At 72.6% G+C, this 23,851-nt stretch carries 17 protein-coding genes; 8 read left to right on the top strand and 9 right to left on the bottom strand.

Annotation, left to right across the window (positions count from 1 at the left end):
- Positions 1-40: 40 nt before the first annotated feature.
- Together AC27L3_RS26740 and cutA are read right to left on the bottom strand one after the other, a co-directional pair.
- Positions 41-406: a VOC family protein gene (locus AC27L3_RS26740; RefSeq protein ID WP_487236627.1), complete on the bottom strand. Its 366-nt coding sequence runs from the start codon at positions 404-406 to the stop codon at positions 41-43.
- Positions 407-417: 11 nt separating this feature from the next.
- The gene (cutA, locus tag AC27L3_RS26745) at positions 418-750 is read right to left on the bottom strand and encodes a divalent-cation tolerance protein CutA (protein WP_487236628.1); all 333 of its coding nucleotides are present in this window, start codon (positions 748-750) and stop codon (positions 418-420) included.
- Between the two features lie 57 nt (positions 751-807).
- Here cutA and AC27L3_RS26750 point away from each other — a divergent pair, with 57 nt between their 5' ends.
- Entirely contained in the window at positions 808-1,119 is a 312-nt protein-coding gene (locus tag AC27L3_RS26750) for a hypothetical protein (protein WP_487236629.1), read from the top strand.
- A 26-nt stretch (positions 1,120-1,145) separates the two neighbouring features.
- Here AC27L3_RS26750 and AC27L3_RS26755 read toward each other — a convergent pair whose 3' ends face one another.
- The 6 genes from AC27L3_RS26755 to AC27L3_RS26780 all read right to left on the bottom strand — a co-directional run bounded on the left by AC27L3_RS26755 (position 1,146) and on the right by AC27L3_RS26780 (position 6,575).
- A complete protein-coding gene (locus tag AC27L3_RS26755) occupies positions 1,146-1,376 on the bottom strand; it encodes an EF-hand domain-containing protein (protein ID WP_487236630.1) in 231 nt (76 codons plus the stop codon).
- Positions 1,377-1,432: 56 nt separating this feature from the next.
- Positions 1,433-1,948, bottom strand: coding sequence for an N-acetylmuramoyl-L-alanine amidase (locus AC27L3_RS26760; RefSeq protein WP_487236631.1), 516 nt, complete (start codon positions 1,946-1,948; stop codon positions 1,433-1,435).
- Positions 1,949-2,239: 291 nt separating this feature from the next.
- On the bottom strand, positions 2,240-2,746 hold the full coding sequence (locus AC27L3_RS26765; RefSeq protein ID WP_487236632.1) for an ATP-binding protein: 507 nt from the start codon (positions 2,744-2,746) through the stop codon (positions 2,240-2,242).
- Positions 2,747-3,035: 289 nt separating this feature from the next.
- Entirely contained in the window at positions 3,036-3,803 is a 768-nt protein-coding gene (locus AC27L3_RS26770; protein WP_487236633.1) for an enoyl-CoA hydratase/isomerase family protein, read from the bottom strand.
- Between the two features lie 94 nt (positions 3,804-3,897).
- Complete coding sequence (locus AC27L3_RS26775) at positions 3,898-5,106, bottom strand: L,D-transpeptidase (RefSeq protein WP_487236634.1); 1,209 nt, start codon at positions 5,104-5,106, stop codon at positions 3,898-3,900.
- 245 nt (positions 5,107-5,351) lie between these two features.
- On the bottom strand, positions 5,352-6,575 hold the full coding sequence (locus AC27L3_RS26780; protein ID WP_487236635.1) for a L,D-transpeptidase: 1,224 nt from the start codon (positions 6,573-6,575) through the stop codon (positions 5,352-5,354).
- Between the two features lie 77 nt (positions 6,576-6,652).
- Here AC27L3_RS26780 and glgX point away from each other — a divergent pair, with 77 nt between their 5' ends.
- The 4 genes from glgX to AC27L3_RS26800 all read left to right on the top strand — a co-directional run bounded on the left by glgX (position 6,653) and on the right by AC27L3_RS26800 (position 15,232).
- Positions 6,653-9,022 (top strand): glycogen debranching protein GlgX, encoded by a 2,370-nt coding sequence (gene glgX / locus AC27L3_RS26785; RefSeq protein WP_487236636.1) that lies wholly within the window; start codon positions 6,653-6,655, stop codon positions 9,020-9,022.
- A gap of 33 nt (positions 9,023-9,055) precedes the next feature.
- Complete coding sequence (locus tag AC27L3_RS26790; RefSeq protein WP_487236637.1) at positions 9,056-10,879, top strand: ABC transporter ATP-binding protein; 1,824 nt, start codon at positions 9,056-9,058, stop codon at positions 10,877-10,879.
- Entirely contained in the window at positions 10,876-12,669 is a 1,794-nt protein-coding gene (locus AC27L3_RS26795; RefSeq protein ID WP_487236638.1) for an ABC transporter ATP-binding protein, read from the top strand. The genes AC27L3_RS26790 and AC27L3_RS26795 overlap by 4 nt, the downstream gene beginning before the upstream one ends.
- Positions 12,670-12,946: 277 nt before the next feature.
- The gene (locus tag AC27L3_RS26800) at positions 12,947-15,232 is read left to right on the top strand and encodes a M4 family metallopeptidase (RefSeq protein ID WP_487236639.1); all 2,286 of its coding nucleotides are present in this window, start codon (positions 12,947-12,949) and stop codon (positions 15,230-15,232) included.
- A 121-nt stretch (positions 15,233-15,353) separates the two neighbouring features.
- On the opposite strand, the gene AC27L3_RS26805 is transcribed toward AC27L3_RS26800, so the two are convergent.
- Positions 15,354-17,981 (bottom strand): glycosyltransferase family 1 protein, encoded by a 2,628-nt coding sequence (locus tag AC27L3_RS26805; RefSeq protein WP_487236640.1) that lies wholly within the window; start codon positions 17,979-17,981, stop codon positions 15,354-15,356.
- Between the two features lie 396 nt (positions 17,982-18,377).
- On the opposite strand from AC27L3_RS26805, the gene AC27L3_RS26810 reads away from it, so the two are divergent.
- From AC27L3_RS26810 to AC27L3_RS26820, 3 genes are all read left to right on the top strand, one after another.
- On the top strand, positions 18,378-20,372 hold the full coding sequence (locus tag AC27L3_RS26810) for an alpha-1,4-glucan--maltose-1-phosphate maltosyltransferase (protein ID WP_487236641.1): 1,995 nt from the start codon (positions 18,378-18,380) through the stop codon (positions 20,370-20,372).
- Positions 20,369-22,084 carry a maltose alpha-D-glucosyltransferase gene (gene treS, locus AC27L3_RS26815; protein WP_487236642.1) on the top strand — a complete coding sequence of 572 codons (1,716 nt, stop codon included), beginning with the start codon at positions 20,369-20,371 and terminating at the stop codon, positions 22,082-22,084. Before AC27L3_RS26810 ends, treS begins: the two co-directional genes overlap by 4 nt.
- Before the next feature lie 248 nt (positions 22,085-22,332).
- Positions 22,333-23,817, top strand: coding sequence for a maltokinase N-terminal cap-like domain-containing protein (locus AC27L3_RS26820; protein WP_487236643.1), 1,485 nt, complete (start codon positions 22,333-22,335; stop codon positions 23,815-23,817).
- The last annotated feature ends 34 nt before the right edge of the window (positions 23,818-23,851 follow it).

The following is a 23,851-nucleotide window of genomic DNA, read 5'->3' on the forward strand; positions in this document are numbered from 1 at the left end:
CAGATGTCGGCTGCGGGCCGCCGGTCCGTTCCCCGCGCCCCTACGGGGCGCTCTCGTTGAGGGCGAGGACGTTGCCGTCGGGGTCGGCGAACGTGGCCTGGCGTCCCCAGGGGGTGGCCTTGGGGCCGTCGACCTCGACGCCGCGCTCGCGCAGCCGGGCGCAGTCGGCGTCGATGTCGGTGGTGCGCAGCAGCAGGCCGCGCAGGCTGCCGGGGAGCATGCTCGGGAACCAGTCGACCAGCACCAGGGACGTGTCGGCGCCCTTGGGCGCGACCTGCAGCCAGCGGCCGTGCACGCCCGGCTGGTCGGCCAGCACCTCCAGGCCGACGGTGGAGGTGTAGAAGTCCTTGGCGCGGTCCTGGTCGGCGACGGGGACGGAGAAGAGCTGTACGTGGGTGATCGTCATGGGGCGGGAGGTTAGGAGCCGGGGGCGGTCTCCTCGCGCAGCCACGCCAGATAGTCAGCACTGCCGGTGACGACCTCGATGGCGACGACCTCCGGGACGTCGTAGGAGTGTTCGGCCTTGATGTGTGCTTCCAGTGCCCGGTAGCGGGCGGCGGTGGTCTTGTAGAGCACGCGCCATTCGGTGGCGGTCTCGATCGCGCCCTGCCAGCGGTAGACGCTGGTGAGGGGGCCGTCGATCTGGGCGCAGGCGGCCAGGCGGGCCGCGACGGCGCTCGCGGCCAGGGCCCGGGCCCGCTCGGCGCTGTCGGTGGTGGTGGCGACGAGGAGGCAGGACTCTTCGGACATGGCGCCGACCGTACCGGCCGCCGGGCGCTGTCGGTGGTGCCGCGTAGGCTCGCGGGCATGGGTTACGCAGAGCTGCGCGAATTGCAGAACGCGCTGAGCACCGCCTCGGACATCGCCTTCTCCCTGGGCGCCGAGCCGGCTCCCCATGAGACGGAGCCGCTCATGGAGGCGCTGCGCCGGGCCGTGGCCGCGGCCGGGTCCCTGGGGGGCGGCGCGGGGCTCACGGGCTGCCCGGAGCACCCCCGCGGGCCGGTGGACCCGCTCCACGGGGACAAGGAGGATCCGCTGCCGCCGGGCTGGGGCAAGTGCCTGCTGTGCAACGACCGGCGCCGGCGGGCCGGCGGCCGGCGCCGCGGCGGCAGGCTCTGACCCGCCCGGCGCCGGCGCGGGGGCTTTCAGTGGGCGAGGCCGGCCCAGAACTCCTCGAAGGACAGCACGCCGTCGCCGTTGGCGTCGCGCTTGTTGATCAGCGCCTGGGCGACGGTCTCGGTGACGTTGAAGTCGCCGAGCTCGGCCATGACGTGCTTGTACTCGGCGGCGGTGATGAAGCCGTCGCCGTCCACGTCGAAGCGGTCGAACGCCTTGCGCGCCTCGGCCTTGCGGGTCTCTTCGGTGATGTCGGCCATGTGGAGCCTCCCCTTGGATGTGCGAGTGACCGGCACAGAGTACTCACGCCGCCCGCTCAGCTCCGCACCAGGCGCAGGTAGCGGTCCCAGTCCCAGTGCGGACCGGGGTCGGTGTGGGTGGCGCCGGGCACCTCGCTGTGGCCGATGATGTGCTCGCGGGTCGCGGGGATGCCGTAGCGGGCGCAGACCGCGGCGGTGAGCCGGGCGGAGGCCCGGTAGAGGGCGTCGGTGAAGTACTCGGGGCGGTCGGTCCAGCCTTCGTGCTCGATGCCGATGCTGCGGGTGTTGTAGTCCCAGTTGCCGGCGTGCCAGGCGATGTCCTTCTCGCGCACGAACTGCCCGATGTAGCCGTCGGCGGAGGCGACCATGTAGTGGGCGGAGACCTTGGCGCGGGGGTCGCGGAAGATCCGCATGGCGTCGCCGAAGGTCTCCTCGGTGACGTGGACGACGACGAAGTCGATCGGGTGGGCCGAGGGCCGTGAGGAGACGGTGTAGTTGGCGCTGCTGGCCGGGATCCAGTGGGTCGTGGGGTAGCCGGTCGCCTCGGTGAGGGGGCCCGGGGTCTGGTCCATGGCGATGCCCTTTCGCTGGCTCCTGCATAAACATAAGACCTACCGGTCGTTAATTCATGGAATGCAAGGTCCGTGGCGCACCTCACCTTGGAATGCGGAGGTCTCGCTTTGGTCCCGGCGTATTCCTCATGACATAGTCGACGCCAGCGACCCCCATTGACCCGGGCCAGGTCGTGATCGTCGCCGCGCGGGCACACCCCTATTCCCGTGCGGCACACCGAAGGAGCCCCGTCCCGCTGCGCCGGCGGACGGGGCCCTTTCGTATGCGTACGCTTTTCGGCTTCGCACCGCTCAGCGGTCGGCCACCCGCATCTCGAACCACGTCGTCTTGCCGCGCGCCAGCAGGTCCACGCCCCACCGGTCGGAGAGGGTGTCGACGAGGAAGAGCCCGCGCCCGCTGGTGTCCAGCTCGCGCACCGGCAGCAGGCAGGGCAGCCCCCGGGAGGGGTCGCGCACCTCGATGCGCAGCCAGCCGCGCCGGCGCAGCATCCGCAGCCCGAAGAAGCGCGCCCCGGTGTGCCGTACGGCGTTGCCGACGAGCTCGGAGACGAGCAGCACGGCGTGCTCGGCGGTCCGCTCGGGCAGGCCCCAGTGGCGCTGGACGACCAGCCGGGTCAGCCGGCGGGCGCCGGCGGCGGACCGCGGGCGCGAGGGCAGCCGGATCTCGCCCAGCGCAGGATTGCCGTAGAGCTCGAACATCTTGAGCACCGGTTCGTCCGCGACGATCGGCATCGAGCCCGCGGGGTCGGCCGTGCCGACACCCCGACGTGGCTGTTCCGTTCCCTCCAGGCCCGCCATGCCCCCCATCATGGCCGTCCACGTCGCCCGCGGGAGGGGAACACCGGGATTCGATTCCACGGAGGTGACCCTTCCGGGACCCCTCGGTGACATATGCCAGTGGCCCTGGACCACCCGGCACATCCGCGCTGACCTGCACGCGAAGGCGCCCCGGAAAAGATCCACAGGGCGCCCGGTCACAGTCGTTCACAGGGTGGTGCGCCGTGGACGGAATTCCCCCACAAGTGGCACCTTCCCGGGGGACATCCGGTCCGGGCACACCACCCAACAGTCAGCAGTTCAGCCGAAGTCAGACGAATTTTGCCTTCCCCGGACCGTCCTCGACAAAGCTGCGCATTCCGATCTCCCGATCCTCGGTGGCGAACAGCCCCGCGAACCAGTTGCGCTCGATGGCCAGTCCGGTGTCGATGTCGGTCTCGAGCCCGGAGTCCACCGCCTCCTTGGCCGCGCGCAGCGCGATGGCCGGACCGGCGGCGAGCCGGGCCGCCCAGGCGTGGGCGGCCGCGTGGACCTCCGCCGCGGGCACCACGCGGTCGACGAGGCCGATGGCCAGCGCCTCGTCCGCCTTGACCTGACGGCCGGTGAAGATGAGGTCCTTGGCCTTGGACGGGCCCACCAGGCGCGCCAGCCGCTGGGTGCCGCCCGCCCCGGGGATCAGGCCGAGCAGGATCTCGGGCTGGCCGAGCTTGGCGTCCTCGGCGGCGATCCGGTAGTCGGCGCACAGGGCCAGCTCGCAGCCGCCACCGAGCGCATAGCCGGTGACGGCGGCCACCACGGGCTTGGGGATGCGGGCGACGGCCGTGAAGGAGTCCTGGAGCCCGCGCGACCGCGCCACCATGCCGGCGTGGTCCATGTGCTGCATCTCCTTGATGTCCGCGCCGGCGGCGAAGACCTTCTCGCCGCCCCACAGCACCACGGCCCGCACGTCCTCGCGGCGCGTGACCTCCTCGGCCAGCTCGCGCAACCGGTCCTGGGTGGCGATGTCCAGCGCGTTCATCGGCGGGCGGTCCAGGCGGATGGTGCCGACGCCCTCGGCTACCTCAAGGTGCACAGTCATGACGCAAGGTTAGCCACGGTTAACGCCGAGCGGCCCGGTGCGTTCGGTCACAGCACCGGGCCGCTCGGCGGCGAAGACGATTCGACGGGTCGCGTCAGGCGGCGTCCTTGACCCAGTCCGCCCAGGGCATGTTCCAGCCGTTGAGGCCGTTGTCGGGGTCGATCGTCTTGTCCTTGGAGTTCTTGACGACCACGACGTCACCGATGAGGGAGTTGTTGAAGAACCACGCGGCGGGCGTGGAGGGGTCGCCGCCGCCGCGCTCGTCGTACAGGCCGACGCAGCCGTGGCTGACGTTCTCCGAGCCGAACGTGGACTCGCCCGACCAGTAGTTGCCGTGCAGGAAGGTGCCGGAGTTCGACAGGCGCATCGCGTGCGGCACGTCCGGGATGTCGTACTCGCCGCCGAAGCCGACGGTGCGGCCGTCCATGCGCGTCACTTCGTACTTCTCGCTGATGACCATCTGACCGTTGTAGGTCGAGTGGCCGGGGGCGCCGGCGGATATCGGCACCGTCTTCAGGGGCTTGCCGTCGCGCTCGACCACCATCTGGTGGGCGGCCGCGTCGACCGTGCTGACCTGGGAGCGGCCGATGGTGAAGTGCACCGTCTTGTTCTGGGTGCCGTAGACGCCCTCGCGGCCCTGCACGCCGTTGAGGTTCATCTGCAGCGTGACCTTGGTGCCCGGCTTCCAGTAGTGCTCGGGGCGGAAGTCCAGGCGGTCGTTGCCGAACCAGTGGCCCTTGACCTCCACCGCCGGCTCGGCCGTCACCTTGATGGCGCGCATGACGGCCTTGGGGTCGGTGATGCCGCGGCTGAAAGTGAGCGACACCGGCATGCCGACGCCGACCGTGCTGCCGTCCTCCGGCGTGAAGTAGCCGACGAAGGTGTTCTCGGGGGTGAGGGTCGTGAACGTCGCGTGCTTCGCGGACGTTCGTCCCTTCTTGTCCTTGGCAATCGCGTCCACCGTGTACTTGGTGGAGGCGCCCAGGTGGCTGGTCGGCTCCCACGAGGCGCCGCCGCCGGCGATCTTGCCGTCGACGACGTTGCCCTTGCCGTCGGCGACCTTCACGGACGTCAGGCTGCCCTGCTGGGCCGTCACCTTCAGCGCCCCGCTGGTCGCCACGTCGGTGGCGCCGTCCTTCGGAGCGATGGTCACCACCGCCTGGGACGGGCCGTCGGCGGCCTTGTCGTCCCCGCCCTTGTCGTCGCCGCTGCAGCCGCTGACCAGCGTCAGCACGGCTCCCAGCAGCAGGGCGGGCAGCGCACCCCGGCGCACCCGGCGCCCCGATATGGGCTGCACCTTCATGTACGGATCGTCTCCCCTCGCACGGCCCGCAACTGCGCGGCGCCGGAGCGCGGCACACGCGCTTCATCGATAGATAACCACACGCCACCGACCGCGCTGACCGTGCGATTGTCACCGTTCGGTCCCAATGGGACAGGGTGCTGCGAACCGTGCGTCCGCGGTGAAGGCAGTGACCGAAGTGAAGCGTTAGTTTCCGGCCAGGTCAAACTCGCGTTCGCCCCTGTCGTACCGGGCCTGTCCCGGCGTCAGTCCCCGGCGGCCCGGGGGCCCAGCGCGGATCCGGCCCGCCACTGCTCCCAGGTCAGATTCCAGCCACCGAGGCCGTTGTCCGGCGCGACCACCCGCTCCGGCGAGCCGACGACCTCCACGACGTCCCCGACCAGCGAGGATGCATAGAACCAGCCCGCCGGGGTGTCCGCGCCGCCGCCCTGGACGTCGCGCAGGCCGATGCAGCCGTGGCTGGTGTTGCGGGCGCCGAAGGCGTCGGGCGGGGCCCAGTAGTTGCCGTGCAGGAAGGTGCCCGAGCCGGTCAGCCGCAGGGCGTGCGGTACGTCCGAGATGTCGTACTCGCCGCCGAACCCGACGGTGTCCCCGTTCATCCGCGTCACCGGGAACTTGTCGGTGACGACCATCCGCCCGCTGTACGTGTCGGTGCCCGCGGCGCCCGTCGTGACCGGCACCGTGGCCACCGTCCGGCCGTCGCGCACCACCTGCATCGTGTGCGCGGTCGCATCCACCCGGCTCACCTGCGAGCGCCCGATGGTGAACGCGACGGTCTTGCGCTGGATCCCGTACACCCCACGCGCGGCGCGCACGTCGCGCAGCCGCAGGTCGAGGGTGACCTGCGTGCCGGGCCGCCAGTAGGTGCGCGGACGGAAGTCCAGCCGCGAGGGGCCGAACCAGTGCCCCACCACCTCCACCGGCGGCCGGGAGGTGACGCGGATGGCGCGCTCGACGGCCGCCCGGTCGGTGACGGGCCGGCTGAACCCGAAGGAGACGATCATGCCGGTGCCGACCGTACTGCCCGGCTCGGGCGCGAAGTAGCCGACGAAGCGGTGCTCGGGCACGTAGGTGGTGAAGGTGGTGTGCCGCGCGGTGCGCCGGCCGGTGGCGTCGACGGCCACCGCGTCGACGGTGTAGCGGGCGGCGAGGTCGAGCCGCGGCGCGGCGGGCCGCCAGGTGTGCCCGTCGGCCGACACCGCCCCGGCCACCGGCCGGCTGACGCCGTCGCGCACCTCGGTGACGGTCACCTGCGTCAGCCGGCCGTGCGGCGCCCGCACCTCGAAGGGGTCGGCGGCCAGCACGCCGCGCGCCCGGTCGTGGGGGCTGATGCGCAGGATCTCGCGCGTCGCCGGGCGGGCGTCGTCCATGAGGGCGGTCTTCGGCGTCACGGTGGCGCACCCGGCGAGCGCGGCCAGCAACGCCGGCAGGGCCAGTCGCCGTGCCGCGCGCGTGAGGGCAAGTGTCACACCGGGCCCAACGACGCGCTCCCCCTGGGGAAACGTCCCTGCACTCGCTTGCTGCGGCCGATCACACGTGTGAGCGCATGGGCGGATCCGGGAAGAACAGGGGGAAGGACCCGATCGCCAGACACCCGGCCCAGGGGCCGGCCGGGTGCCCGGCGCGCTATTCGAGAGCCGCCGGAGGCGACAACGTGTCGAGCGCAGCCGAACGAGTGCCGTCCGCCGTCTGGCCGGGCGGCCCCGAGCCGCTGGGCGCCCGCTTCACCACGGGCGCCGAGTCCCCGGGCGGCGTGCCGGGCACCAACTTCGCGCTGTGGGCCGGCGGGGCCGAGGCGGTGGAGCTGTGCCTGTTCGACGACGACGGCCACGAGACGCGGCACCTGCTGACCGAACTGACCCACGAGATCTGGCACGGCTTCGTGCCCGGCGTCCTTCCGGGCACCCGCTACGGCTACCGCGTCCACGGCCGCTGGGACCCGTGGACCGGGGCCCGCTGGAACCCCGCCAAGCTGCTGCTCGACCCCTACGCCCGGGCCGTCGACGGCGAGTTCGCCGGCACCACGGCCGGCGGCAGCCGCGGCGGGCTGCCGGCCGAGGTGTACGGACACGTGCGCGACTGGCCCCAGCAGCACGTCGCCGACACCGTCCGCGACGAGCGGGACTCCGCCCCGTACGTGCCCAAGGGCGTGGTCGTCGGCCCCACCGGGCAGGACCCGGGGGCCTCGCGGCCCGGCACGCCCTGGCCCGACACGGTCATCTACGAACTGCACGTGCGCGGCTTCACCATGCGTCACCCGGGCGTGCCCGAGCCGCTGCGCGGCACCTACGCGGGCCTGGCCCACCCGGCCGCGATCGAGCACCTGACGCGGCTGGGCGTGACGGCCGTCGAGCTGCTGCCGGTGCATCAGTTCGCCAGCGAGGACCACCTGCTGCGCCGCGGCCTGCGCAACTACTGGGGGTACAACTCCATCGGCTACTTCGCCCCGCACGCCGGCTACGCGGCCTGCGGCACCCGGGGCCGGCAGGTCGCCGAGTTCCAGCGGATGGTGCGGGCCCTGCACGAGGCCGGCATCGAGGTCGTCCTCGACGTCGTCTACAACCACACCGCCGAGAGCGGCGAGCGCGGCCCCACCCTCTCGCTGCGCGGCATCGACAACCGCCGCTACTACCGGCTGCAGTCCGACCCCCGCCGCTACGCCGACTACACCGGCTGCGGCAACACCCTGCACGTCGTCCAGCCGGGCGTGCTGCGCCTGATCACCGACTCGCTGCGCTACTGGGTGACGGAGATGGGCGTCGACGGCTTCCGCTTCGACCTGGCCGCGGCCCTGGCCCGGGCCATGCACGACGTCGACATGCTCTCGCCCTTCCTCGCCGTCATCGCCCAGGACCCGGTGCTGCGGCGCGTGAAGCTGATAGCCGAGCCCTGGGACGTGGGCTCCGGCGGCTACCAGGTCGGCGCCTTCCCCCCGCTGTGGGCGGAGTGGAACGACCGCTACCGGGACGCGGTGCGCGACTTCTGGCGCGGCGCCCTGCCGGACGTACGGGATCTGGGCTACCGCCTGTCCGGCTCCTCCGACCTGTACGCCTGGGGCGGGCGGCGGCCGTACGCCTCCGTCAACTTCGTCACCGCGCACGACGGGTTCACCGTGCGCGACCTGGTGAGCTACGAACGCAAGCACAACGAGGCCAACGGCGAGGGCAACCGCGACGGCAGCGGCGACAACCGCTCCTGGAACTGCGGCGCCGAGGGCGAGACGAACGACGGGCGCGTCAAGGCGCTGCGCCGCCGGCAGATACGCAACCTGCTCACCACGCTGCTGCTGTCCACGGGCGTGCCCATGCTGGTGGCGGGCGACGAGATGGGCCGCACCCAGGGCGGCAACAACAACGCCTACTGCCAGGACAACGAGACCGGCTGGATCGACTGGTCCCTTGCCGCCGACCCCGCCTGGCGGGCCGTCACCGACCTGTGCTCCCGGCTGCTGGCCCTGCGCCGCGCCCACCCGGTGCTGCGCAGCCGCTCCTTCTTCTCGGGCCTGCCACGGGACGCGGACGGGCTGCGCGACCTGGCCTGGTTCACGCCGGAGGGCACCGAGATGACGGAGGCCGACTGGTACGCGCCGACCGCCACGCTCGGGATGTACCTCTCCGGACGGGACATCCCCCAGCGCGGCCCGATGGGCGCACCGGTGGTGGACGACAGCTTCCTCGTCGTGCTGCACGCCGGTGCGCGCCCCCTGCGCTTCACCCTGCCGGGGCCGCCCTGGGCGGATGCGTACGAACTGCTCGTCAACACCGCGCTGGAGGACCAGAGCGGCGCTCCGGGCCTGCTCCGGGAGGCGGGCACCCGCCTCTCGCTGCGCCCCCGCTCGGTGCTGCTGTGGCGGGTGGTGCACACAGCGGACGACCGTGCGGAACCGGACGGAAAACAGGAGTCGGAAAACGGGTGAGCGCACCGGTGGTCGGTCGTACTCTCCCCACTGATGACCGCGACCAGTGAACCGACGGGTGCACCATCGCGCAGGCAGGGACATCGCTCCACCGTGCGCTCGCTGCTGCGGCTGTGGCCGTACGTGCGCCCGGTGCGCGGCGCCCTGGCCCTCGCCGCGGGCGTCACGGTCCTCGCCTCGTGCCTGGTGCTGGTCATCCCGCTGACGCTGAAGTGGATCGTGGACGGGCCGGTGGCCGCCCGCGACCCCTCCGGCGTGTGGCTCGGCGGGCTGGCGCTGCTGGTGCTGGGCTTCACCGAGGCCGCCCTGTTCGGCGTGCGCCGGGTGGTGGTGGCCCGGCCGCTGGCCCGGGTGGAGGCGGACATGCGGGCCGCGCTCTACGCCCACCTGCAGCGGCTGCCGGTGGCCTTCCACGACCGCTGGCCCTCGGGGCAGTTGCTCTCCCGGGCCACCACCGACCTGATGCTGCTGCGCATCTTCCTCGCCTTCCCGCTGACCTTCCTGCTGGTCAACAGCGTGACCATCGTGGTGGGCTTCGCGATCCTGCTGCAGCAGGACTTCCGGCTGGGCCTGGTGCTGCTGGCGCCGGTGGCCCCGCTGGTGGTGCTGTGCTCGCTCTTCGAGCACCGCTACTCGCGCGCCGCCCGCTCGGCACAGGACCTGATCGGCGACCTGACGACGCTGGTGGAGGAGAGCATCCTCGGCATCCGCGTGGTCAAGGGCTTCGGCCGGCACCGCAGCAAGCAGCAGGCGTTCACCGCGCTGGCCGAGCGCCTGCGCGGCACCGAACTGCGCAAGGCGGCCCTGCTGGGCGGCCTGTGGGCCGTCATCGTCGTCCTGCCGGAACTGGCCATCGGGGCCACCTTGCTGCTGGGCGTGGTGCGGGTCGGCGAGGGCGACCTGTCGGCCGGCACGCTGGTGGCGTTCCTGTCGACGGCGCTGGCCCTGCGCTGGCCGGTGGAGTCCATCGGCTTCCTGCTGGCCGTCACCAACGACGCGGCCAGCGCCACCGACCGCTACTTCGAGGTGATGGACGCCCCCGTACCGGCCGACGCGCCCGCGCCGGTGCCCGCGGCCCGCCGGGCGCAGCCGCGCCGGCCGGACGGGCTGCGTCTGGAGGGCGTCACCTTCCGCTACCCCGACGCGCCGCCGGCGGCCCCGCCCGTGCTGCGCGGGGTGGACCTGCACGTACGGCCCGGCGAGACCATGGCCCTGGTGGGCGGCACCGGCAGCGGCAAGACCACGCTCACCGCGCTCGTCCCCCGGCTCTACGAGCCCACCGCCGGCCGGATCACGCTCGACGGCCGCGACACCGCGGGCATGCCCCGCGAGCAGCTGCGCGCCCTGGTCGCCGTGGCCTTCGAGGACCCGACGCTGTTCTCCGCCACCGCCGCCGAGAACGTCCTGATGGGCGCCCGCGGCGCCACCGAGGACGACCTGCTGCGCGCCCTGGAGGTGGCCCGGGCCGGCTTCGTCCACGAGCTGCCGCAGGGGCGCCGCACCCAGGTCGGGGAGCAGGGGCTGAGCCTGTCCGGCGGCCAGCGCCAGCGCCTCGCCCTGGCCCGGGCCATCGTCGGCCGGCCCCGCTTCCTGGTCCTCGACGACCCGCTCTCCGCGCTCGACGTGCACACCGAGGCGCTGGTGGAGGCGGCCCTGCGGGAGGTGCTGGCGACGACGACCGCGCTCGTCGTCGCCCACCGGCCCTCGACCGTCCTGCTCGCCGACCGGGTCGCCCTGCTGTCGCGGGGCCGCATCGCGGCCGTGGGCACCCACCAGGAACTGCTGCACACCAACGAGGAGTACGCCCGGCTGATGTCCGGGCCCGCGCCCGGTACCGACGGCTCGGAGGTGCCATGACCGACCCCGCCGAACGGCACCTGCCGCCCGCCCCCGCGGGTGCCTCCCGCGCCCTGCTGCGCTCGCTCCTGGCGCCCCGGCGCGGCCGGGTCCGCCTCGCGGCGGTGCTGCTGCTCGTCCAGCAGGCCGCGGTGCAGGCCGGCCCGCTGCTGGTGGCGTACGCCATCGACCGCGGCGTGCCCGCGGTGCGCCGGGGCGAGCACGGCCCGCTCGTCGCCGTCGCCGCCGGCTACCTGGCCTGCGCGCTGGCGTCGGGGCTGCTGCAACTGGCCTTCGTACGGCTGGTCGCGCGCATCGGCCAGGACGCGCTGCTGGCCCTGCGCGGCCGGCTCTTCCGCCACGGGCAGGCGCTGAGCATCGACTTCCACGAGCACTACACCTCGGGGCGGCTGATCTCGCGCGCCACCACCGACGTCGAGTCGATCCGCGAGCTGCTGGTCGACGGGCTGCAGGAGCTGATCGGCGTCGCCCTGTCGGTGCTGTACGTCTCGGCGATGCTGCTCTACCTGGACGTGCCCACCGGCATCGCGGCCCTGCTGTCCTTCGCCCCGCTGTCCGTGCTCGTGCAGTCCTACCGGCGCCGCTCGATCGTCGTCCACCGGCGCCGTTCCACGGCGATCGCGGCGGTCATCGTGAAGTTCACCGAGACCATGAACGGCATCCGGCCCGTGCAGGCCTTCCGCCGGGAGGCCGTCAACGACGCCCACTTCGAGGAGCTCAACCGCACCCACCAGCGGGCCAACACCGCCACCTCGCTGGCCATGGCCCGCTACGTCGTCTCCTCGCGCCTGGTGGCCAACGCCGCGGTGGCCGCCATCGTCGTATGGGGCGCCCACCGGGTCGCCGGCGGCTCACTGGCCCTGGGCGTCCTGGCCGCCTCCGTGCTCTACCTGCGGCGACTGTACGACCCCATCGACCGACTGGGGATGTTCCTGAACTCCTACCAGTCCGCGGCCGCCTCCCTGGAGAAGATCGCCGGGCTGCTCGCGCAGCGCCCGTCGGTGCCCGAGCCGGCCGCAGCGCTGCCGCTGCCGCCCCGCCCGGCCGGCCGGCCCGGGCGCGAGGTGGTCTTCGAGGGCGTGGCCTTCGGCTACCGCACCGGCGGCGAGGTGCTGCCCCGCTTCGACCTCACCCTGCGGGCCGGGCAGACCGTGGCTCTGGTCGGCGAGACGGGGGCCGGCAAGTCCACGCTGGCCAAGCTCCTCGCCCGGTTCTACGACCCCACGAGCGGCCGCGTGCTGCTGGACGGGGTGCCGCTGGACCGGTTGACGGGCGCCGAGCTGCGGCGCGGGGTGGTGATGGTGACGCAGGAGGCGTTCCTGTTCTCGGGCACGGTCGCCGACAACATCGCCCTGGGCCGGCCGGACGCCGACCGGGCCGAGGTGGAGCGGGCGGCCCGGGCGATCGGCGCCCACGACTTCATCAGCGCGCTGCCCGAGGGCTACGACACCGACGTCCGCAAGCGCGGCGGCCGCATCTCCGCCGGTCAGCGGCAGCTCGTCTCCTTCGCGCGGGCCCTGCTCGCCGATCCGGGGGTGCTCGTCCTGGACGAGGCGACGTCCTCGCTGGACATCCCCGGGGAGCGGGCGGTGCAGCAGGCCATGCACACCGTGCTGCGCGGGCGCACGGCACTGGTCATCGCGCACCGGCTGTCCACCGTGCAGATCGCCGACCGGGTCCTGGTGATGGCCGGCGGCCGGATCGTCGAGGACGGCAATCCGGCCGAACTGGCTGCGGCGGGCGGGCACTTCGCCGGACTGCACCGTGCCTGGCGGGACAGCCTGGTCTGAGCGCCCGCTATACGAACACCGATCTTTCGCCAACGGACATTTTCCGGCCAAGTTCTTGACGCGCTCCTGACATCGGACATGCGGCAGTGGCACTCTTCAGCTCACCTGACGCGGGGTCCCCCACATTCCCCACCTCCCCGCGGCGGACAGCTCTACCCACTTTCCCCTGGTGAATTTCCCCCCTCCTTTGTTCTGCCGTGTTCTGCCCGGCCGGTCCTCGCCGTCCGGTCACCCACCGGCCACGCCCACCGACGTGGCCACCGCAGAAGGAGTCAGAGTGAGACCCACCCCCCATCGCCGCGCCACCGCGACCGGCGCGCTCGTCGCAGCCGCCGCCCTGCTCGCCGTGGGCGTCCAGACCGGCAGCGCCACCGCCGGCACGCCCGCGGCATCCGCCGACACGGGCCGCCAGCTCGTCGCGAAGGCCGACAACGGCGCCCTGCCCGCCAAGCTGACGCCGTCCCAGCGCGCGGAGCTCATACGCCAGGCCAACGGCACCACCGCGCAGACCGCGAAGAAGCTGGGCCTGGGTGCCAAGGAGAAGCTGGTCGTCCGCGACGTCAGCAAGGACGCCAACGGCACCCTGCACACGCGCTACGAGCGCACCTACGACGGGCTGCCCGTCCTCGGCGGCGACCTGGTCGTCGACTCCGCCCCGTCGGGCAACGTCAAGACGGTCGCCAAGGCCAACAAGGCCCGCCTCGCCGTGGCCACCACCGCGCCCTCGTTCGCCGCCGCGGCCGCCGAGAAGGACGCCGTGAAGTCCGCGCAGGCGCAGGGCTCGAAGGAGACCAGGGCCGACCGCGCCCGCAAGGTGATCTGGGCCGCGAACGGCACCCCGGTCCTCGCGTACGAGACCGTCGTCGGCGGCCTGCAGGAGGACGGCACGCCCAACGAGCTGCACGTCATCACCGACGCCAAGAGCGGCAAGAAGCTCTTCGAGTACCAGGGTGTCAAGGAAGGCGTCGGCAACAGCCAGTACAGCGGCCGTGTCACCATCGGCACCTCCGGCTCCAGCGGCAGCTACCAGATGACCGACACCACGCGCGGCGGTCACAAGACGTACAACCTCAACGGCGGCTCCTCCGGCACCGGCACCCTCTTCACCGACGCCGACGACGTCTGGGGCAACGGCACCACCAGCGACAAGGCCACGGCCGGCGTGGACGCCGCCTACGGCGCCCAGCTCACCTGGGACTACTACAAGAACGTGCACGGCCGCTCCGGCATCCGCGGCGACGGCCAGGGCGCGTACAGCCGGGTGCACTACGGCAACGCCTACGTCAACGCCTTCTGGTCCGACGACTGCTTCTGCATGACCTACGGCGACGGGCAGAACAACGCCAAGCCGCTGACCTCCATCGACGTGGCCGCGCACGAGATGACGCACGGCGTCACCTCCGCCACCGCCAACCTCACCTACAGCGGCGAGTCCGGCGGCCTGAACGAGGCCACCTCCGACATCATGGCCGCCGCCGTCGAGTTCTGGGCCAACAACCCCTCCGACCCGGGCGACTACCTGGTCGGCGAGAAGATCGACATCAACGGCAACGGCACCCCGCTGCGCTACATGGACAAGCCCAGCAAGGACGGCCGCTCCAAGGACGCCTGGTACTCCGGCCTCGGCGGCATCGACGTGCACTACTCCTCGGGCCCGGCCAACCACTGGTTCTACCTGGCCTCCGAGGGCAGCGGCCCCAAGGACGTCAATGGCGTGCACTACGACTCGCCGACCTCCGACGGCCAGCCCGTCACCGGCATCGGCCGCGACAACGCCGCGAAGGTCTGGTTCAAGGCGCTGACCCAGCGCATGCAGTCCAACACCAACTACGCGGGCGCCCGCGACGCCACGCTGTGGGCCGCCGGCGAGCTGTTCGGCGTCGGCAGCGAGACGTACAACAACGTCGCCAACGCCTGGGCCGCCATCAACGTCGGCAGCCGCCTGTCGACCGGCGTCTCGGTCACCAGCCCCGGCGACCAGACCTCGATCGTCAACACCGCCGTCTCCCTGCAGATCAAGGCGAGCAGCTCCAGCACCGGCGCCCTGACCTACACGGCCACCGGCCTGCCCGCCGGCCTGTCGATCAACTCCTCGACCGGCCTGATCTCCGGCACCCCGACCACCACCGGCACCTCCAGCGTGACCGTGACGGTCAAGGACTCCGCCGGCAAGACCGGCAGCACCTCCTTCAAGTGGACGGTCAACGCCACCAGCGGCGGCAACGTCTTCGAGAACACCACCCCCGTCGCCATCCCGGACGCCGGCTCGGCCGTCACCTCGCCGATCACCGTCACCCGCAGCGGCAACGGCTCCGCCGCCCTGAAGGTGGACGTCAACATCAGCCACACCTACCGCGGTGACCTGCAGATCGACCTGGTCGCCCCGAACGGCAAGACGTGGCGGCTGAAGAACGCGGACTCCTGGGACTCCGCCGAGGACGTCAAGGAGACCTACACGGTCGACGCCTCCGCCGTCTCCGCCCCCGGCACCTGGAAGCTCCAGGTCCAGGACCTCTACGCCCAGGACGAGGGCACGATCAACAGCTGGAAGCTGACCTTCTGATCCTCTGATCGTCCGGCCTTCCGGCTCCTGTGGTCCGGGCGCCGCCCGGGGTGAGCACCGACTCCCCCGGGCGGCGCCTTCTTCATGCCCCAGGTCACCCGGGCCCCGTGGGGGCGCTTCGTCACCGCATCAGCACACCCGCCGCCTCGCCCGTCGCGTGGGACGGCACCGCCACCAGGCCGAGCTCCGCGCCGGAGGCGAGGAGGCGGTGCGAGGGCAGGATGCGCACCGTGTAGCCGAAGGGGCCGGTGCGGTCCAGGGTCAGCGGGCCCTCGTACAGCCGGCGGCCGTCCAGGCCGGGGGCGCCGGTGGCCTTCAGCGGGAAGGTGACCGTGTGGGCCAGCCTGTCGGCCTCGTCCACCCGGCCCGCGACCGCCTGCACCTCCACGTCGGCCGGGTCCAGCTCGCCGAGGGTGACGCTCACCCGCAGCGAGAGCGTCGCGCCCAGCTCGGCCGTGCCGCCCAGCGGGCCCTCCGAGACGGCTTCGACGTGGTCGACGGCCACCGCCGGCCATGCCGCGCGCACCCGGGCCTTCCAGGCGGCCAGCTCCCGCGAGGCGGCCTCGTCCAGCGCCCGGTGCGCCTCGGCGGCGGGGGCGTAGAGCCGCTCGACGTAGTCGCGCACCATGCGCCCGGCGAGCACCTTGGGGCCGAGGCCCGCGAGGGTGTGCCGGACCATCTCGATCCAGCGGCCGGGCAGCCCGTCGGCGCCGCGGTCGTAGAAGCGCGGCGCCACCCGCTGGGCCAGCAGGTCGTACAGCGCGGTCGCCTCCAGGTCGTCGCGGCGCGCGTCGTCCACGGCGGCGCCGTCGGCGGTGGGGATGGCCCAGCCGAAGTCCGGCTCGTACCACTCGTCCCACCAGCCGTCCAGGACGGAGAGGTTCAGACAGCCGTTGAGGGCGGCCTTCATGCCGGAGGTGCCGCACGCCTCCAGCGGCCGCAGCGGGTTGTTGAGCCATACGTCGCAGCCGGGGTAGAGCTTCTGGGCCATCGCCATGCCGTAGTCGGGCAGGAAGACGATGCGGTGGCGCACCCGGGGGTCGTCGGCGAAGCGGACGAGCTCCTGCACCAGGCGCTTGCCGCTGTCGTCCGCCGGGTGGGCCTTGCCCGCCACGACGATCTGCACCGGGCGCTCGGGGTGCAGCAGCAGCTCGGTCAGGCGTTCGCGGTCGCGCAGCATCAGGGTCAGGCGCTTGTACGACGGGACGCGCCGGGCGAAGCCGATGGTCAGCACATCCGGGTCGAGCACCCCGTCGATCCAGCCAAGCTCGGCGCTGCCGGCGCCGCGCTCGCGCCAGGCGGCGCGCAGCCGCTCCCGCACCTCCTCCACCAGCTGCTCGCGCAGGGTGCGGCGCAGCTCCCAGATGTCGGCGGCGGGGATGTCCGCGACGGTGTCCCAGCGCTGGGAGCCGCCCACGGACAGGGCGTCCTCGGCGCGCCCGGCGCCGATGCACCGGGCGCCGAGGCGGAAGACCTCGGGCGCCACCCAGGTGGGGGCGTGCACGCCGTTGGTGACGGAGGTGATCGGCACCTCCTCGGCGTCGAAGCCCGGCCACAGGCCGGCGAACATCTCCCTGCTGACCTGCCCGTGCAGGACGGAGACGCCGTTGGCGCGCTGGGCGAGCCGCAGGCCCATGACGGCCATGTTGAACAGGGCGGCGTCGCCGCCGGGGTAGTCCTCGCGGCCCAGGGCGAGCACCCGCTCGGCGTCGATGCCCGGCAGCTCGCCGTCCTCGCCGAAGTGCCGGGCCACCAGGTCGGCCTCGAAGCGGTCGATGCCGGCCGGCACGGGGGTGTGGGTGGTGAAGACGGCGCCGGAGCGAACGCGTTCGAGCGCGGCGTCGAAGTCGGCGCCTTGGACGACCAGTTCGCGGATGCGTTCGAGGCCGAGGAAGCCGGCGTGCCCCTCGTTGGTGTGGAAGACCTCGGGTTCGGCGTGCCCGGTCAGCCGGCAGTACGCCCGGACGGCGCGCACACCGCCGATGCCCAGCAGCATCTCCTGCAGCAGGCGGTGCTCGCTGCCGCCGCCGTAGAGCCGGTCGGTGACGTCCCGCTCGCCGGGCCCGTTCTCCTCGGTGTCCGAGTCGAGCAGCAGCAGCGGCACCCGGCCGACCTGCGCCTTCCAGATGTGCGCATGCACCGAGCGGCCCCCGGGCAGCGCGAGGGTGACCCGGGCGGGCGTGCCGTCCGCCTCGCGGAGCATGGTCAGCGGCAGCTCGTTGGGGTCGAGCAGGGGGTAGTGCTCCTGCTGCCAGCCCTCGCGGGAGAGGGACTGGCGGAAGTAGCCGTGCCGGTAGAGCAGGCCGACGCCGACCAGGGGCACGCCCAGGTCGCTGGCCGCCTTCAGGTGGTCGCCGGCCAGGATGCCCAGGCCGCCGCTGTACTGCGGCAGGGCGGCGGTGATGCCGAACTCCGGCGAGAAGTAGGCGACGGCGGCCGGCAGCCCGGGCGGCTGCTCCTGGTACCACCGGCGGCCGGTCAGGTAGTCCTGCAGGTCGTCCGCGGCGGCGGCGAGGCGGCGCAGGAAGCGGCGGTCCTCGGCCAGGGCGGCCAGCCGCTCGGCGGGCACCGACCCCAGCAGCCGCAGCGGGTCGCCAGCGGTGGCCCGCCAGCCCTCGGGATCGACGGACTGGAACAGCTCACGGGTCTCGGGGTGCCAGGACCAGCGCAGGTTGCGCGCGAGGTCGCTGAGCGGTCGGAGGGGCTCGGGAAGGACGGGACGCACGCTGAATCGACGAATGGCCTTCACGGGTCGAAGGTAGCGGTGCGCGCGCCTTTGGCGGTGGACCTTTCCCCAACCCCGCCCTTTCGCCGTTTCCGAGGGGGGTGCGCAACCGGACCGCCGGGCCGCACAATCGGCTTGTGTTGCAGGCGGATTGGCGGCGCCCGTAACTACGCGCGAGTAGTTCACGCCACCGCCGCATGCCCGGCCGGGGGCCGTGGAAGGCTCATCCGGTATACCGAGCCGACCGTCCGTCACCCAGCTGATCGCGTCATATTCCTTTCCTTCCCGCCGCCCGAGTGAACGCGGACAGGAGCCCTCGTGCCCGCACCGTCGCGACCGCCGAGACAGCCGGAACAGCCGATAGAAAGTACCGAACGCGCCAGAGTCGTCCACGGTCCCCTAGTTCCTCCAGGTGATCCCATGATCGGTCGCATTCCCGTCCTCGATCCCGGCCCGCTCGTCGACTGCGGCAGGCGCCCCGTGAAGGCGGTGGTGGGCGAGACCTTCGAAGTGACCGCGACGGTGTTCCGGGAGGGGCACGACGCGGTGGGCGCCAATGTGGTGCTGCGCGGCCCGGCGGGCCGCGGCGGCCCGTGGATGCCGATGCGGGAGCTGGCCCCGGGCACGGACCGCTGGGGGGCGGAGGTGACCCCGGACGCGGCCGGCCGCTGGACGTACACGGTGGAGGCCTGGGCGGACCCGCTGGCCACCTGGCGGGATCACGCGCGCATCAAGATCCCGGCCGGTATCGACACCGAGCTGGTGCTGGAGGAGGGTGCGCGGCTGCTGGAGCGGGCGGCGGCGGGCGTGCCGAAGAACGAGGGCCGGCAGGCGGTGCTGGGCGCCGTCGACGCGCTGCGGGATGCCGCCCGGCCGGCCGCGGCGCGGCTCGCCGCGGCTCTCGCGCCGCAGGTCACCGGGGTTCTCGCCCGGTATCCGCTGCGCGAGCTGGTCAGTGCCTCGCGTCCGGTGCCGGTGCTGGTGGAGCGGGAGCGGGCGCTGTTCGGGTCGTGGTACGAGTTCTTCCCGCGTTCGGAGGGCGCCCAGGTGCGCCCGGACCGGCCGCCGCAGAGCGGTACGTTCCGTACGGCCGCCCGGCGGTTGCCGGAGATCGCGGCGATGGGCTTCGACGTGGTCTACCTGCCGCCGATCCATCCCATCGGCACCACCCACCGCAAGGGCCCCAACAACGCGCTGACCGCGGGGCCTTACGACGTGGGCAGCCCGTGGGCGATCGGCTCCGCGGACGGCGGGCACGACGCCGTCCACCCCGACCTCGGCACCCTGGAGGACTTCGACCGCTTCGTGCGCCGGGCCCGGGAGCTGCGCCTGGAGGTGGCGCTGGACTTCGCGCTGCAGTGCTCGCCGGACCACCCGTGGGTGGACAAGCACCCGGAGTGGTTCCACCACCGCGCGGACGGCAGCATCGCGTACGCGGAGAACCCGCCGAAGAAGTACCAGGACATCTACCCGCTGGCCTTCGACGAGGACTTCGAGGGGCTGCTCGCCGAGAGCCTGCGGGTGCTGCGCTTCTGGATGGCCCGGGGCGTGCGGATCTTCCGGGTGGACAATCCGCACACCAAGCCGGTGGTGTTCTGGGAGAAGGTGCTCGCCGACATCGGCCGCACCGATCCGGACGTGGTGTTCCTGGCGGAGGCCTTCACCCGGCCGGCGATGATGCGCACCCTGGGCGCGATCGGTTTCCAGCAGTCGTACACGTACTTCACCTGGCGCAATGGAAAGCACGAGCTGACGGAGTACCTCACGGAGCTGTCGCGGGAGACGGCCGCGGCGATGCGTCCGAACTTCTTCGTCAACACCCCCGACATCCTGCACGCCTATCTGCAGGAGGGGGGCCGGGCCGCCTTCGAGGTGCGGGCCGTGCTGGCCGCGACGTTGTCGCCGTCCTGGGGGGTATACGCCGGTTATGAGCTGTGCGAGAACACCCCGGTGCGGCCGGGGAGCGAGGAGTACCTGGATTCGGAGAAGTACCAACTGCGGCCGCGCGACTGGGCGTCGGCCGAGCGTGCCGGGCAGAGCCTGGCGCCGCTGATCACGACGCTCAACCGGTTGCGGCGGCGGCACCCGGCCCTGCGCCGACTGCGGAATCTGCGTTTCCACCACGTGGACAACGACGCGGTCATCGCCTATTCCAAGCGCGCCGGTTCCTCGTGCGTGCTCACGGTCGTCAACCTCGACCCCCACCACACCCAGGAGGCGACGGTCTCGTTGGACATGCCGGAGCTCGGCCTGGACTGGCACGACTCCGTGCCGGTGCGCGACGAGCTCACCGGAGAGACCTACCACTGGGGCAGGGACAACTATGTGCGCCTCGTGCCGGGCCGTTCCCCGGCGCCTGCGCACGTGTTCTCGCTGCGACCGTCCTCACAGATCGGAGGGTCACCCACACCATGATCGTCAATGAACCCGTCCCCGACACCTTCGAGGACACGCCCGCCAAGGACCTGGATCCGGACTGGTTCAAGCGGGCCGTGTTCTACGAGGTCCTCGTGCGCTCCTTCCAGGACAGCAACGGCGACGGCATCGGCGACCTCAAGGGCCTCACCGCCAAGCTCGACTATCTGCAGTGGCTGGGCGTCGACTGCCTGTGGCTGCCGCCGTTCTTCCAGTCGCCGCTGCGCGACGGCGGCTACGACGTCTCGGACTACACCTCGGTGCTGCCGGAATTCGGCGACCTCGCCGACTTCGTGGAGTTCGTCGACGCCGCCCACCAGCGCGGCATGCGCGTCATCATCGACTTTGTCATGAACCATACGAGCGACCAGCACGAGTGGTTCCAGCAGTCGCGCACCGACCCCGACGGCCCCTACGGCGACTACTACGTCTGGGCCGACGACGACAAGCAGTACCAGGACGCGCGCATCATCTTCGTCGACACCGAGACCTCGAACTGGACGTTCGACCCGGTGCGCAAGCAGTACTACTGGCACCGCTTCTTCTCCCACCAGCCGGACCTGAACTACGACAACCCGGCCGTGCAGGAGGAGATCCTGGCCGCCCTGCGGTTCTGGCTGGACCTGGGCATCGACGGCTTCCGGCTGGACGCGGTGCCGTACCTGTTCGCCGAGGAGGGCACCAACTGCGAGAACCTCCCGCAGTCGCACGCCTTCCTCAAGCGGGTGCGCGCCGAGATCGACGCCCACTACCCCGACACCGTGCTGCTGGCGGAGGCCAACCAGTGGCCGGAGGACGTCGTCGACTACTTCGGCGACTTCGAGGGCGGCGGGGACGAGTGCCACATGGCCTTCCACTTCCCCGTCATGCCGCGCATCTTCATGGCCGTGCGCCGCGAGTCGCGCTACCCGGTCTCGGAGATCCTCGCCAAGACCCCGGCCATCCCCGCGCGCTGCCAGTGGGGCATCTTCCTGCGCAACCACGACGAGCTGACGCTGGAGATGGTCACCGACGAGGAGCGCGACTACATGTGGGCGGAGTACGCCAAGGACCCCCGCATGCGCGCCAACATCGGCATCCGCCGGCGGCTGGCCCCCCTGCTGGACAACGACCGCAACCAGATCGAGCTGTTCACCGCCCTGCTGCTGTCGCTGCCGGGCTCGCCGATCCTGTACTACGGGGACGAGATCGGCATGGGCGACAACATCTGGCTCGGCGACCGCGACGCGGTGCGCACCCCCATGCAGTGGACGCCGGACCGCAACGCCGGCTTCTCCTCCTGCGACCCGGGCCGGCTGTACCTGCCGACCATCATGGACCCGGTCTACGGCTACCAGGTCACCAACGTGGAGGCGGCGATGAGCTCGCCCGCCTCACTGCTGCAGTGGACCCGCCGGATGATCGAGATCCGTAAGCAGAACCCGGCCTTCGGCCTGGGTTCGTACACCGAACTGCAGTCCAGCAACCCCGCGGTGCTGGCCTTCCTCCGCGAACACGGCGACGACCTCGTCCTGTGCGTGAACAACTTCTCGCGCTTCGCACAGCCGACCGAGCTGGACCTGCGCGCATTCAACGGCCGGCACCCGGTCGAACTCATCGGCGGGGTGCGCTTCCCCGCCATCGGCGAGCTGCCGTACCTGCTCACCCTCGCCGGTCACGGCTTCTACTGGTTCCGGCTCCGGCACACCACGCCCCCCGCCGCCACCCCGTGACCGCCGCCTCGTGCGCGACGGGCCGACGCGTCCGGCGCGCACGGCGGTTTCCGCCCGCCACCCGTGGGCACTCGTACTACTCGTACCGCCGCTCACCGCACCACGTCGCACCGCACCGCCAGAGGGCCGTGGGCGCTGACCGTACGGACGATCCTCGCCCGACACGTCCTCATCCGCACACCGGCAAAACCCGCAATCCGGGACACTTTGCCCCATCCGTCGTGTGCCCCGGGGAAAGGACGCGACGCATGTCGGACGCATCACCCCTGCACCGCCCGGCGCCCGCGCGACCCGCGGGCAGCGGCGCCGGCGAGGCGCGCTCACTGATCGCCTCGCTCGCCCCGCTGCTCGAGGAGTGGCTGCCGCGACAGCGCTGGTTCGCCGGCAAGGGCCGCCCCCTGACCGGCTTCACCCCCGTCGCCGTCACCGAGCTGCTGCCGCCCGGCCGCGCGGACAGCCCCGCCTCGCCGGGCCTGCTCCACCTGCTCGTCCGGGCCCGCCAGGGCGCCCCGGGCCGGCCCGCCGGCCCCGGCGACGACTGCTACCAGCTGCTGCTGGGCGTCCAGGAGGCGCTGCCCCCGCACCTGGCCCCGGCCCGCATCGGCCGCCCCGAGCACGGCCCGCTGCGCGGGCTGACCGTCTACGAGGGCCTGGCCGACCCCCGGCTGGCCGCCCTCCTCCTCGAACGGCTGCGCGTGCCCGGCCGGCTCGGTCCGCTGACCTTCTCCCGCGAGGCGGACGCGGCCGTCCCCACCGGCCTCGCGCCCCGGCTGATCGGCGCCGAGCAGTCCAACTCCTCCGCCGTCTACGGGGAGCGCTTCATCCTCAAGCTCTTCCGCCGCGTCGGCCCCGGCGTCAATCCCGACCTCGAACTGCCCCGCGCCCTGGCCCGGGCGGGCTGCGCCCGCGTCCCGGCACCGGTGGCCTGGTTCGAGGCGACAGTCGGCGAGGAGGGCGCCGACGCCGCCGAGCCGATGACGCTCGGGGTCCTGCAGCCCTACCTGGCCGGCTCCACCGACGGCTGGCGCCTGGCGCTGGACTCCCTCGCCGGCACCGCGCTCGCGGGCCCCGCCGGTTTCGCCGCCGAGTCCCGCGCGCTCGGCGCGGCCGTCGGCGAGGTGCACCTGGCCCTGGCCGAGGCGCTGCCCACGGTCGTGCTGCGCCGCCCCCAGCTGGAGCACCTGGCCGCCGCGATGAGCCAGCGTCTGGACGCCGCCGCGGAGGCCGTCCCCGCCCTGCGCCCGTACCACGCGGTACTGCGCGAGACGTACGAGCTGCTGCCGGACCTCGGCCGGGCCGGGCGCACCTGGCGCGCCCAGCGCATCCACGGCGACCTGCACCTGGGCCAGGTGCTGCGCACGGCCGACGGCCGCTGGTCCCTGATCGACTTCGAGGGCGAGCCCGCCCGGCCGCTGGCCGAGCGGCGCCGGCCGCAGCCGGTGGCGCGGGACGTCGCGGGCATGCTGCGCTCCTTCGACTACGCGGCCGCGGTCGGCGGCGCGGACGGCGGCGACTGGGCGACGCGTGCGCGCACGGCCTTCTGCGAGGGCTATGCCGCCGTCCACCACGACCCCGGCGAGGACGCCGGGCTGCTGCGCGCCCACGAGATCGACAAGGCCGTCTACGAGGTGCTGTACGAGGCCCGGCACCGCCCCGACTGGCTGCCCGTGCCGCTGGCCGCCGTCCGCCGCCTCGCCGCCGGGCCCCGCGTCACGGGCGCGGCACCGGCGTGAGGCGCGATCGTCCGAACCGCATGAGCTCCACGGA

The sequence above is a fragment of the Streptomyces sp. PKA51 genome (genome assembly GCF_057552455.1).